The following is a 12,332-nucleotide window of genomic DNA, read 5'->3' as shown; positions in this document are numbered from 1 at the left end:
GCGCACCCGGCGGCGCCTGCGGCATCTGCTTCCTCGGTCGTCCCATTGCACACCTCCGTGATCAGAAGGTGTTGCGACGACCAGTTGAATTCGCCCTGCGACCCGGCGTCGGAGTGATGGATCAACTCGCCTGGCTTGATGGGCTGTTGGTCGCGGTCGCGTTGCCAGATGGCCATCTCCAGGGCGTCCAGGACGAAGACGGTCTCCTTCACGGTGGCCGCGGACCAGCCGACGATCCGGCGGGAGAAGGTGTCCACGACGAACGCGACGTAGACGGTCGCGGACCAGGTTTTCACGTGGGTGAAGTCCGCCGCCCAGCACCGGTTCGGAGCGGCGGCGACGAAGTCGCGGTCGACCAGGTCGGGGGCCCGCTGGACCTGTCCGCCGGGGATCGTGGTGATGACGCGTTTGCCGCGCACCGCGCCCTGGATGCCGAGTTCGCGCATGAGGCGCTCGACGGTGCAGCGGGCCGCCGCATGTCCCTGCCGGTTCAGCTCACGCCAGATCTTCCGGGCACCGTAGACACGGTAGTTGGACGTGTAGACCTCCTGGATCCGTTCCTTGAGCTCCGTATCGCGCACGGCACGGGCGGAGGGGGTTTCGAGGCGTTTCTTGTAGGCGTAGTACGTGGAAGGGGCGATCTTGCAGTCGTGCCCGGTGAGCGTCCTGCAGATCGGCTCGACCCCGCCGAAGCGGTCCCGGTGCTCGTCGATGAACGCTACGAGCGTGTGTGTGGCCGGTCGAGCTCGGCCGCGAAGAAACTCGCCGCGGGGGCTGAACAGCGAACGCCGAGACCAGGGCCAGGCTGACACCGATAGTGCGGCTGTAGGACGCCTCGGCGACGGCGTGGGCCACCTGGTCTGCGAGGTTGCGGGCTGCGGTGGCCGGGTCCGCGGAGTGCGCCTGCTGCCACAGATCCAGCCGGTCATTGCCGCCGAAGGAACGCCATCCGCCGCCGCCTCGCATCTTGGTGTAGGCGAGCATGCCCGCCGTGGCGGCGAGTGGGCCGTAGACACCAGGATCGCTGTCCTGGCGCAAGCGGAGCCCCATGGCGAGGTCGGCAAGTAGCTCAAGAGGGTTGGAGGCGTTCATCTCGTCGGCGATCCGGTGCAGGAACTGGGCGGCTGCGTCTGCTCCCTGACCGTCGATGATCTCCAAGAGCCGCCACCCGACGGCATTGGCCAGGGCATCCCTCGACCACCGTGGGCCCGAGGGGGCGTTGTACGCCTTGCTGCTGCGGTCACGGACCGCAGCAAGCGCGCCGGCAGCACCTTCTGGCAGCGTCGGGCGCTGCTGGGCGTGCAGATACGCGTCTGTGGTGGGGCGCTTCTCGGGGCCGAACCAGTCACGTGAGGTGTTGTCGGGCACGGGCCGGGGCGCCCAGGGCGAGCCACCCTCACCGCCACAACTCTGTGCTGCTGTGCGCAGCGCAGAAGTGGGCTCGTCCCCGGCAGCCTGCGATGCGGCGATCAGTGTCTGGTCGTCGTAGGTGGAGGTGATCGCATTGGCCAGCACCGGCAGGAGACGCGATGCGCGGGCCGCGTCGTCGCCGGGCAGGTCAGCGAGCCTGGTGAGCAGAGCAACGTCCTGCTGGATGCTGCGGCCATCGGGTCCAGCGGCGATGCGGAGCGCGGCCAGGACGACGGGGTCGGCCGTGTCAGCCTGCGTGGCCAGCAGCTGCCGGTGGGCCGCGCCCACCCGGCCATCGGGCAGCCCGGGCTCGGCCAGCAGCACTTGGGCGCCCAACTGCGCGGCACCCCGCGGATCCAGGTGCGCAAGGGAACGCCACCACTCCTGCGGCGTTCCCGCCGTGCCCCGCCCGTCGGTGCAGTCCGCGACGAGATAGACAAGAGGCTGCGTATGCGCCAGACGCGCCTGCGCCTGGACGGGATCGGCCTGCAGGAGCTGAGGCAGCGGATCCAGCAGCTCCTCGATGGTGATGTCCTTGTGGCCGCCGTATGCCCCCATGTAGCGGGCGGCACGCTCCCAGCACCGCTGCGCCTCATGCGGGTCGTTGCAGGCGAGACTCACGCGTGCCATCTCAAGCTCGAAGTCGGCGTCCTCCGCATACAGAGCACGGCGCTCGGCTTGCGCTTCGCGCAGCGTGCGCATGAGCTCGTGCACGACGTCGGCCCCTGCCTGGCCGACGCTCCCGGCGAGCAGGGACACCAGCTCCGTGGTGATCAGCGGGCCGGTTCCGGCCATGCCCATGAGAGAAGTGGTGGTGCCCTGGCTGACGGCTTGCAGGGAGGCGACACCCACAGCGACATCATCGCCGTGTAGCAGGGCGACGGCGTCGTGCAGCACCTGCCGCACCTGCCGGTGGATGTCCGCAAGATCGCAAGCCCGGGGGCTGCCCGTGAACGCGTGTGCATGCAGGGCCAGTTGTTCGAGCGCCACACGCACGGTGACGGACGCGGTTTCGGCTGTGAGGATGCCCGCCTCGACGTCGCGGTGCAGGCCGACGGTGGCCAGGGTGAAGCGCAGCCAGGCACGGTAGAAGCCATCGCCCTCCAGGAGGGGGAGCAGTCGGGCGGGCGCCTGCGGATCGGCGGCATGGGCCACGGCCAGCAGTGTCAGCCACCTGTTCACCGGGCCGGACAGGCCGCTGGCACGGTCGGTCAATACATTCTGTGTTGCTTCCGCGAGAACCGCGGCGATGTCCCCGGAAAAGATCTCCTCGGCAAGGTCCGACACTGCCACGCCACGGCGGAGCAGGCGCCGCGGGTCGCACGGCCCGCTGGCCCAGGCCGCGGTGGCCAGCGCGCGGGCAGACGGCAGCGCGTCGCCCGCCGTGCCATGGGCGTCCGCAAGGTGCAGCAAAAGGGCCGCGCGCCGGTCGGGTTGCTCGATGAGCTCCGCGCTCTCGAGCAACGGGTCTGGACCCAGACAGTCCAACAGCACACCCAGCGCATCCTCAGGCGACGTCAGAGCCTCCTGGTCGAGGAACCGGGCCACCCGCTGCGCGAGCGTACGGGGGACCTGCCCGACCTCGACATTGTCAGCAGCCTGGGCCGGCAGCCGGATCCGTCCGCGCAACTCCGCCAGGAACACCGACTCATCGCTCTCGGAACCGTAGTGGACACGCTCCTTGCGTGCCTCGTCCCAGGCCGTCAGGTACGCCTCCCACGGGGCGGCACAGCCGGCCCGGTCGACCGCCGCGCACAGCTGTAGGCCCCAACGCGCCGCCATCGTGGTCACACCCTCGTACATCAGGCTTGCCGCCACGCGGTCGGCTCCCACCAGCGCCACCAGCACATCCGCATACGGCACCAGGGAACCCGGCAGCCCTTCGTCCTCATACGTCGCCCGCGCCCGGCTCAGTTCGACGCAGCGCACCAGTGTGGGCCAGTCGTTACGGACCGCCGCACGCCGCGCGGCAACGGTCAGAGTGTGGACGATGGCCTGAGGAGGCTGCAGCCCGGCAATCGCGCGGGAGAGGAAATCGGGTTCGATTAGCAGAGCGAGTTCGTCATCGCGCCCCAGAGCGGCCAGCAGTTCGGGCAGGTGCCGGAACGCGCGGGGATCGGTGAAGAAGCCCCGCTGGGACAACCAGTCGGCGGCCTGGGACCGGACCTGATCGACCCACCTGTCGTCGCCGTCTACCCGGCGGATGAAGCGGCTGAAGCTCTCATGATGGATCTTCAGTCCGCCGATGCCCGGCTGCTGCGCGACGATCGGTGCCACGCTGTTCAGCGCGGCACCGAGTTGCATTCCGGGCAGCGGGAAGATCTCCTCGAGCTCCGACGCACTCACAGCGAAGTCGCAGACCGCGAGCATGCTGACAGCAGAACGCTGCCCGGGGGTCAGACCGGCCAGCAGATAGGCGTAGTAGTCGTCGAGGTCGTGCGCCGACGACGGCACCGTCCGCAACCTCTCCAGAGGATCGCCGGCACCATCCGGTGCCGGCACCGCTCCCAGGCCCGGGGCAGGACCAACGGCCTGCCGGCACAAATACGTGGCGTACAGGGCGTTGCCTCGAGAGCGCTCCTCGATCAGTGCGACCGCGGCCTCCGCCCGCGCAGCGGGATCGAGCCCCTCACCGGCAGAGGAGGACGCCAGGGCCGTCAACACGCCCAGGCGGTCCGCCAGAGCATGCAGTTCGGCGCGGTTGAGCGGGGCAACGGTGAGACGGGAGGCACCGGCGTCGACGGCCTCGAGGTGAGGGCCGGGCTGACTGGCCAGGACGAGCACGACACCGGGCGGCAGTTCCAGGGCGGAGAGGTCCGCGACCAGAGAGGCCGCCGGGTCCACCCGCGGACGAAAGGCGCTGCCGGTGGTGGATCCAAGAACCCGGCTGACATGGTCGATACCGTCCACGATCAGCGCGATCGGCCGGTCCGGTGCCAGGCCGCGCGCGGCCGTGACCGCGGCCGTGAGCGTCTCCGGCGTGGCCGCGTAGCGTGGCCTGACCTGCGCCAGCGCCTCCGGAACGGCCGTCCCCAGCTGCTTCAGCAGGCTGCCGATCACGACCTCAGTCAGCACACGCTGCTCACGGTCGATGTCCGCAGCGCCAAGCCAGCAGTGATGCCGCACCGCCAGCCAGCTCTCCCGCAGCACATCCCCGAGCTGCTCGCACAACCACGACTTGCCGATGCCGGGAGCACCGGTGACCACCACGACACCCCCCTGCTGAGCAGCGTCCTCCACAGCCGCGATCACGCCCGTGAGCACCGTAGGACGTCTCACCTCGGTGGCACGGTCCACGGGGTGCCCCTCACGGACCGCTCCGAAGTCGACTTCCAGACTCAGACGAGGAAGCAGGTCCTCGACCATCACCGTCCCCGCCCGGCTGCGCGCCGCTTTGGCCGCCTCGATCAGAGCCAGCGCCACCTCCTCGGGCGTGCGGTGCCGGTTCGGCGGCCGTCCGGCACCGAGTTCTTCGGTGATGCGGTGCAGCAGGGCCGCCTCGGCTGGCCCGGGCTCGCGAATGTTGAGCGAACACGCCGGAAGATCCGTGTCGACGACCAGGGATGCGCAAGCGCGGTTGAGCAGGTCATCACTGACCTGGGCGAGCATCTCCTTCCACGGAGCGTGTGCACGCAGCGCAGCGGCGTCGAAACGGAACCGTTTGCTGCTCAAGCCGTGCAGTGCAGGCCCGGGATCGGTGCTCGTGCGGACCGGGCGCAGCACCCGGGTCAACTCGGGATCCTCCGGCTCCGTGTCGCGCACCACGAGGCGGTGCGAGGCACCCGGATCCGAGGTGAAGTCGTGGTCCATGGAGGAGAAGAGCAGATCCAGGCGCAGGCCTCGCTTGTCCTTCGTGAAACTCTCCAGCGACAACGCGCGGTCATGATCCGTGTGCTTGATCTGCAGCCGCTCGCGGCTGCCGGTGCCCCACTCGCACGTGATGTCATCGAATCGGTCCCCGGTGAACATCTTCGTGTCGACCAGCAGGGAATTCGCACGTCCCACCGCCAGGTCCACCAGTCGCAGCGCGGTGAGCAGGTCCTGGTAAGCGTAGCCAAGGTGTGTCGGGCGTAGCCCCATGCTCACCTCCAGCGTGCCCTGCTCACTTGGCACCCCCCCGTGGTGCGCTTCACGGTCACCCTAACCTCCCTGACGTACCGGGACGGAACGGAAACCCAAGGGGAGATCGTGTGTGCAAGATCCAGCTGCTCCGGGAACACCTTGCAGGTTGGGCACCAGCAGCGGCTCTCGCACGCGAGATCGACGGCGACGGCCGCACTTACCCGGTTGTCGACGGCTTCGCGTACCAGACAGAGGGTGTCAGGCGTCGACGTTGATGCCGTAGTCGGTAGCCAGGCCCGCGAGGCCGGTGTTGTAGCCCTGCCCGACAGCGCGGGCCTTCCATCCGGTTGTGTGGCGGTAGAGCTCCACCGCGACGGTGACGGTCTCGCCTGATGAGAACGGCCCCGGAGCGAAAGCCAGTTGGGCGCTGGAAGACTGGGTGATGTCTGCGTGCCACTGGGTGTGGTGGTCGAAGACTGCGGCGGGCTGGGCCTCGAGGTCGATGCTGACGATGACGGCGATGGAGGTGATGTCGTCGGGGATAAGGTTCAGATCGGCGGTGACGGTGTCTCCTCCGACGCTGACCCCGTCGTAACTGGGGTGGTTGTAGAAGACGAGGTCGTGGTCGTCGCGTACCTTGCCGTTGCGGGTGAGGAGTACAGCGGAGACATCGACGGGCGCGCCGGTGCAGGTGATGCGGACCGTCGTCGGTTCCGTGGCCACGGCCGTGTTAGCCCCCTTGGCCAGCAACTGCCCAGCAGCGTTTTCCCCCTTGCTGGCCGGGACGGCGGGGGAGGGGGGTGCGATCGGCGGCAGGCTGGTACCAGTAAGAGCCGCGATGACATGCTGGAGGATAGGCCAGCCTTCGGTTTCCTCACCAGGCCACGGCCAGGTCAGCCGCTGGGCGCCGAACTCCTTGGCGGTCGGCGGCCGCCCGAGTGCTTCCTGTAGTTGGAGGTGGCGCAGGCTTTCGGTGGCCAGGCGGCTGAGCTGCCACTGCCGTTGGGTTTCTTCCGGGTTGTTCACCCATGTGTCGTGGTCGACGGGCTTGCCGCCCAGCTCCTGGTACACGCGGCGGCCGAAGTCGTAGCCGTCCTCAGTCAGTAGGCGGGTAGGCCGCTCCTGTTGGGATGGCGTCGGCTCGCCGATGGCCGTGTACAGCGCCCCCAGGTCGCCGCCCGTCCAGTGGTTGGCTGCTGTGGTCGCGAACCGGGCGAACTGGGGCAGCGTGGGGGGACGCCCCTTGGCGGCGACGAAGCGGTGATGCTGGTCGGCGACCTCCTCCAACTCGGAGCGCCAGCGGCCCTCCACGAAGGCACCGAGATACTGCTCGGCCCAGGCCCGCCGGTGTCGTGTGATGACGTCCCGTACCCGCTCGAAGCCGTCCCGACGGGCGCCGTGACTCATGCTGGAGGTGAACGTCATCTGCCCGTGCGGGGTCTCGACCGTACTGTCCTCGCTGTCCGTGATCTCCTCCTCCGGCCCGAGGAGTTGTTCGGCGGCTTGCAGTTCGCGGAAGAAGGCGGTGTCGACCGGGCATCCGGCCGCGCGCAGGGCGGCCAGCGGCCTGCTGTAATAGCGGTCGACGCGGTCCAAGGTGGTGCGGGAGTAGGGGCCTTCGCACACGAACCAGGCGGTCAGGCCCACGCCGTGCCAGAACTCGGCCGCGGGACCGAGGGCTTCGGCCATGGTCTGGTGCGGGCGCGGGTTGCTGACGATGGTGCCGGGATACCGCGCAAGCGTCACCGTCTCCCACAGCCTCCCCACCCGTTCCAGGACATCGGCGGGCAGGCGCTGCCGGTACAACTGAGGGGTGTACCCCTGCTCGGTCCGGTTCAGACTCATCAGATCCTGATCGACCAGCCCCCACAACGACGGCATTCCCCGTGACTGGCCGGCATGCGCCTGGTCGAAGCCCGCCCACCAGCTGCGCAGGGCCGCAGCCCGCTCCTCCACCGGAGACAGAGAACTGCCGCCGCCGAGGAAGGCCGCGAGCATCGCATGGACCTCGTCCTCCGCGATGCCCGCCTCGGCCGCCATGCCGGCCGTCTGCGTGGCCATGCCGACGTACAGACGTGGCTCGGGCAGAGCGGTGATGATCTCCTCATCCGGGTGCGGGGGAGCCTGAAGGTAATCCAGCACCGCCAGCCAGTCACCCCCGAAGTACGCGGAGACGACCGGCTGCAGCTCTTTGGTGAGCACCCGGCGCGCCAGGGCTGTTCCCGTCCTGGCCTTCTTGGTGAAACCAGCCATCAGCCCTTGCAACCGCTGGATCCGGTGACGTGCGGCAAGCTGCACGAGGTCGGCGGCGGCAAGGGTGTCCAGCAAACGAAGGCGGGCCTGCTGCTGTCCCGCACGGTCCAGCTGGTGCCAGCCGCCGCCGAAGCGGAAGGCTTCCAGCGCGCTCGCGTTGATGCCCAGCAGCCGGTAACGCTCCTCGATGAGTGTCCAGAACCGCTGCTGTTCTGTGCGCGGGAAGATCTCTCCTGCCGCCCGCAGCCGCACCGGCTGAAGCAGTGTCTCGAACAGCGGCACCAGCAGCGCCCACAGCAACACCGTGTCCCAACCCTCCACCGCGGTGAGACGGGCAGTGTCATCGGCGGCCAGCGTCAGAGCGTGGGCAGGGCGTTCCCGCAGCAGATACGGCAGATTGACTGCCCCTGCCTTCACCGAGAGTTTCTGCGGCAGGTACCACGCCCCGAGCCGCTGCTGCTCCTGGACCCCGAAGGCGTTGGCGCAGAAGACTTCCTCTTCCCGGGTGAGGGCCGTCACCTTGGCGTTGTCCGGCGTGTGGCGTCCTCGGCCGGGGACGACGGTGGCCACCGGCCGTCCGGCGAGCCCTGCGGCCAGCAGTCTGGCCGCCAGGGCGTCGATGTCGGCGAACCGTCGCTGCTGCCCGGCCGCCCGCTCCAGGGCGAGCGCCTGCTCGGGACTGCATTCCACGGCCGGCTGCCACCAGCGTGTCGGGTCACTGGCCACCGGTCAGCCTCCGCATGGTTTCGACGAACTGCTCAAACGGCACCGGCGCAGCGGTGTTCTGCGCATAGACGGCGTAGCGCTGGGCCATCAGCTGCATCTCCCGCTCCGTCCTTCGGGCCTCCACCCGGTCCAGCTCGTGCACCACGCGCTGCTCGACGCGTCCCCGCTCGTACAGCACGAACGCGTCCACCCCGCCCAGGCCGCCCCCACCGGCCCCCTCCGCGGCGCCGCCGGGGCCGGGGAGATCCCCTTCCATGGTGGTGGCGTCGATCAGCGGGACATCCAGGAGCACAGCGGGGTCCATGTCGTTGTCCGCGCACATGGCCTCCAGATGCTCCTCCAGGCCGAGTTCGGCATGGCAGACCACGTCCAGGTACTGCTGGTCGGCAGCCACCGCGGTCTGGCGCAGGACGCGGACACCGCGGCCGACGAACTGGTAGAACTCGCCGAAGCTGCCATAGGGGCGCAGCGGCACGACCACGGTGATGGGCGGGAAGTCGTAGCCCTGGCCGAGCATCCGCAACTGCACGATGCCCTGCAGATCCCCGGCGTCGGACTCGAAGCGCCGCCGGGTGGAGGCGATCGCGGAGGCGGGCATGCTGTGGTGCAGCGTGGCACTGAGGATCCCGTACTCCTCGGCGATCCGCGCGATCTGTTCAGCATGCGCCTGGCCCATCGCCGCGAACAGCACCCTCGGCTTGACGGGCGCCAGCAGCTTGGCCTGCGCATCCAGACACGCCCGCGTCACGGCCATCACCTGGCGGATCGGCGCCTCGGACTGTGCCGTGATGCGTGCCATCTTCCGCTCGTCGCCCAGCGTGGCCAGCAAAGCGTCACGGCCCACGATCTGCTCGCGCCGCCCGTCCGGCCACACCGCCTCATACACCGTCGACGCCACCTCGGGAGCGAACCGGTGCACCCGCAGGTTCTTCGCCGACCCGTCCGCGACGGAGTCCACCAGCCGGTAGCGGTAGACGACATCGGCGTCGATCGGCTTGCCGTCCAAACGCTGGAAGCACGCCGACATCAGCAGGGTGCGCGCACCCTGGAAGTGGGCGAACAGCCGCTGGTAGGAGGCGCTGGCCGCGATGTGCGCCTCGTCGACGACGATGAAGTCGATGTCCTCCGTCTCCAGCTTGGCCAGCAGGTCCCCGTCACTGTCGCCCGTGCCCAGCGCATGGAAGTTGGTGACCAGGATGTCCGCGTTCAGAAGCCGCTCACGGCTGACCTGGCTGATCTGCCCGTCGTCCGCGTCCAGGACGAGCGTGGCCGGCGGACGGGCACCGGGCAGCAGCGGCCCGCCCGCCAGCCCATACAGGACGTTGCCCGGCATCCCCGGATCGAGGGCCTTGGCGAAGGTGCCGCGGATGACCGAGCCCGGGGTCACCACCAGCGCCCGCCGTCGGCTGAACGACAACGCGGCCGCCACCCCCAGGGCCGTCTTGCCCGACCCCACCGCCATCACCGCAGCCGCATGCCGGCCGCCGGAGGCGTAGTAGTTCGCCAACGCGGCCAATGCCTCGTCCTGGCACTCCCGCAACGGCGCCCGGTCCACCCTGGCCTGTACACCAGCGAAGTACGCCCCGCCTGAGGGCAGTTCGGCACCGCCAGGCGGATCGGCCGCCCGCATCGGATCGCCAGCCATGTCCGGGATCTCGATACGCGGCACGGTAGTCACCAGTGCCGCCAGGAGCGGATCCTGCCTCAGCATCGCCTGCAACTGGGCCACGCAGCGCGCCGTGTCCGTACGCACCGCGTCGTAGGAGAACCGCAGAACGGTCAGGCCGGCCGCGGCCAGATCGTTCTGTCGCAGCCGGTCGTAGGTGAACGCGGCCCGGTCACTGTGGAAGGCGAACCCGTCGAGCTCGACGGCCAACTGCAGCGTCTCACCCGCGATCAGGTAGTCCAGCCGGTAAGTGCGCTCGTTGACGGTGACCGGGTGCTGACTGTGCACCCGCGCAACGATCGACGCATCCACGGCCGGCGTGAGCACCCACCGCAAGAACGCCTCCTCCAAGTAGGAGGCAGCCGGGATCAGTCGCTCCAGACCCGCACTCATGACGATCCACCCTGTGCCGCAGCCTCGGCAACCAGCGCCTGGGCTTTCTCCGACAGCCGGGCTGCCACATCCTCGCCCTGCCCGAAACGGGCCAACCGCCGCGCCAGCTCAAGTGCTTCCGTGAAGGCGCCCTCGCGCTCCAGCAGGCCGATCAACCGTGGCACCGAGGACACCCGCACAAACGCCGCCGGTGCATCAGTGGTGTCGAAGGACACCGCGTGCGGGGTTGCTTCCATCAACTCCAAGTCCAGCAGGGCGAACACCTCAAGCGCGGCGAGGGCCCCAGGCTCCGCACGACGTGTACTCCACAGCCGATCGACCGCGCTCTGCAGAACAAAGTGGTAGTCCCTGGCCGAGCCCGGAAGCTCCAGCGCCTCCCAGACACGGGCGATCAGCTCAGCGCCGCGCGCGTCGAACGGCACATGCCGGCTGGCCGGTGTCGCAGACGTACTCCCCTCTGCGGTCGGCCACATCGGCGAGCCGTACGACTCGTCCGGACGAACCCCTGCGCCCGGCAGCGCCTCCCGCATGACACCCGGGCTCCCGGCAAAGGCAAGGCCAGGGACAGCCGCCATGCGCTCAAACCACGCCCCCATGTTCCCCCTTCACACAAAGAGGCCTGCACCCTCACCTACAGCGAAGTCGCCCCAACCGCCCCCTGCGGTACTTCATTGTCGCAGCCACACACTCTGTGCACCCCGAAAGCGGATATGTACTCCGCTCTCCGTCACCCACCTCGGCCGACTGCCGCCGGTCGAAGAACGGGAACCAGAGGTCCTTGTCGCCCACTCGACCTCGTGTCCGGAGTCGGGAGTTTCGCTTCACACGCCTCTCGGTCAGCTGTACCAGGGGACGATGCAGGCCCTGGATGGTTTCGGGTCAACCCGATTTTCCAGGTGGTCTGAACAGGGACGAACGACGTACCTGCGTTTCACGACGGTGAACACGTCAGCCTGAACGGGCGCCGATCAGGCTGGCCTTGAGAGCGTCGGCGAGGGAACCTTGAGGCATCGACGGCGGGATCTCGCCTCGCACCAATCCCTTCCCGAATCACCCGGGTTGGGTGCCTCACCCCTACCCTCTTGGAGCTGCTCATGTCCGCCCTTCCCCTGCCCGCCGCCAGCCCCGAGCCGCCGGCGTTCTGCGCCAGCCACCTCCCTGCCCGCACCCAGCCCAGTCGGCTGGGCATCCCCGAGGTCGTGGTCATCGTCGTGGTCGTCCTGGCATCGGCCGGACTGGCCGCCGGCAACCGGCCCGTCCCGGCCGCGCTGGTCGTGGTGGCCGCCGCAGTGGCCGACCTGATCACCGGCCGCCGCTCCAGCAACGTCGCCGAGCCCTCCCGCCGCCGCAGCCGGTGATGGGCCGCCCCACCAAACCTGTCGCCGCCGCCACCAGCCCCCGGCTGCGGACCCTGGCCGCCTACCTGCGCCAGCTCAAGGACGACACCCGTACCACCTACGCCACCCTGTCCGAGCGCACCGGCCCACCGAACGCGCCCGGGTACCGCGGAGCCTCCACCCTCAGCCAGGCCGCCCGCGGCACCCACCTGCCCCCGCTCGAGACCGTACTCGCCTACGCCCGCGCCGCCGGCGACCCCGGCAGCCACTCCACGCAGAGGCGAGAAGCGACAGCCCTGAGCCTGTGGAAGGCAGCCGCGATCGAGAAGGCCCGCCCGCACCTGGCCGGCCGCAGCCGACGGACCCGGCAAGTCCGCACCCCCGCCTCCCTGTGAGGTTCCCCCGAGATGCGGAGTGTGTTGACAGAGGGTCAGATGGTTCTCATGAGAGGAACATCGACCATGGCCGCCCCCAGAAAGTACTCG

Annotated in this window: 6 protein-coding genes and 1 pseudogene; 2 read left to right on the top strand and 5 right to left on the bottom strand. The window is 69.3% G+C overall.

Features of this window, described 5'->3' with window-relative positions; genetic code table 11:
* From ACIBAF_RS48325 to ACIBAF_RS48305, 5 genes and pseudogenes are all read right to left on the bottom strand, one after another.
* The coding region (locus ACIBAF_RS48325) for an IS3 family transposase (RefSeq protein ID WP_399473078.1) at positions 1-929 on the bottom strand (929 nt) is incomplete at its 3' end.
* Positions 930-4,311: 3,382 nt separating this feature from the next.
* Positions 4,312-4,776 (bottom strand): annotated as a pseudogene (locus tag ACIBAF_RS48320) (AAA family ATPase); the annotation flags it as partial.
* 954 nt (positions 4,777-5,730) lie between these two features.
* Positions 5,731-8,451 (bottom strand): TerD family protein, encoded by a 2,721-nt coding sequence (locus tag ACIBAF_RS48315; protein ID WP_399473076.1) that lies wholly within the window; start codon positions 8,449-8,451, stop codon positions 5,731-5,733.
* On the bottom strand, positions 8,441-10,510 hold the full coding sequence (locus tag ACIBAF_RS48310) for a DEAD/DEAH box helicase family protein (protein ID WP_399473074.1): 2,070 nt from the start codon (positions 10,508-10,510) through the stop codon (positions 8,441-8,443). The genes ACIBAF_RS48315 and ACIBAF_RS48310 overlap by 11 nt, the downstream gene beginning before the upstream one ends.
* Positions 10,507-11,040, bottom strand: a complete 534-nt coding sequence (locus tag ACIBAF_RS48305) for a hypothetical protein (protein WP_106428586.1) — start codon at positions 11,038-11,040, stop codon at positions 10,507-10,509. Before ACIBAF_RS48305 ends, ACIBAF_RS48310 begins: the two co-directional genes overlap by 4 nt.
* A gap of 564 nt (positions 11,041-11,604) precedes the next feature.
* Between ACIBAF_RS48305 and ACIBAF_RS48300 the strand changes: the two genes are divergently transcribed.
* Both ACIBAF_RS48300 and ACIBAF_RS48295 read left to right on the top strand, forming a co-directional pair.
* Positions 11,605-11,868, top strand: coding sequence for a hypothetical protein (locus tag ACIBAF_RS48300; protein WP_383887285.1), 264 nt, complete (start codon positions 11,605-11,607; stop codon positions 11,866-11,868).
* A complete protein-coding gene (locus tag ACIBAF_RS48295) occupies positions 11,868-12,242 on the top strand; it encodes a helix-turn-helix domain-containing protein (RefSeq protein ID WP_399473072.1) in 375 nt (124 codons plus the stop codon). Before ACIBAF_RS48300 ends, ACIBAF_RS48295 begins: the two co-directional genes overlap by 1 nt.
* Positions 12,243-12,332 lie beyond the last annotated feature (90 nt).

The sequence above is a fragment of the Streptomyces sp. NPDC051677 genome, assembly GCF_044453465.1.
In the GTDB taxonomy this organism is placed as follows: Bacteria; Actinomycetota; Actinomycetes; order Streptomycetales; family Streptomycetaceae; genus Streptomyces.
Note: the sequence above shows the minus strand (reverse complement) of the source record. Positions and strands in the feature narration are given on the sequence as shown.

Bases quoted from the DNA above. Each gene is read 5' to 3' on its own strand.
- ACIBAF_RS48310 (WP_399473074.1), bottom strand. From the start codon at position 10,510: ATGAGTGCGGGTCTGGAGCGACTGATCCCGGCTGCCTCCTACTTGGAG.
- ACIBAF_RS48305 (WP_106428586.1), bottom strand. From the start codon at position 11,040: ATGCGGGAGGCGCTGCCGGGCGCAGGGGTTCGTCCGGACGAGTCGTAC.
- ACIBAF_RS48300 (WP_383887285.1), top strand. From the start codon at position 11,605: ATGTCCGCCCTTCCCCTGCCCGCCGCCAGCCCCGAGCCGCCGGCGTTC.
- ACIBAF_RS48295 (WP_399473072.1), top strand. From the start codon at position 11,868: ATGGGCCGCCCCACCAAACCTGTCGCCGCCGCCACCAGCCCCCGGCTG.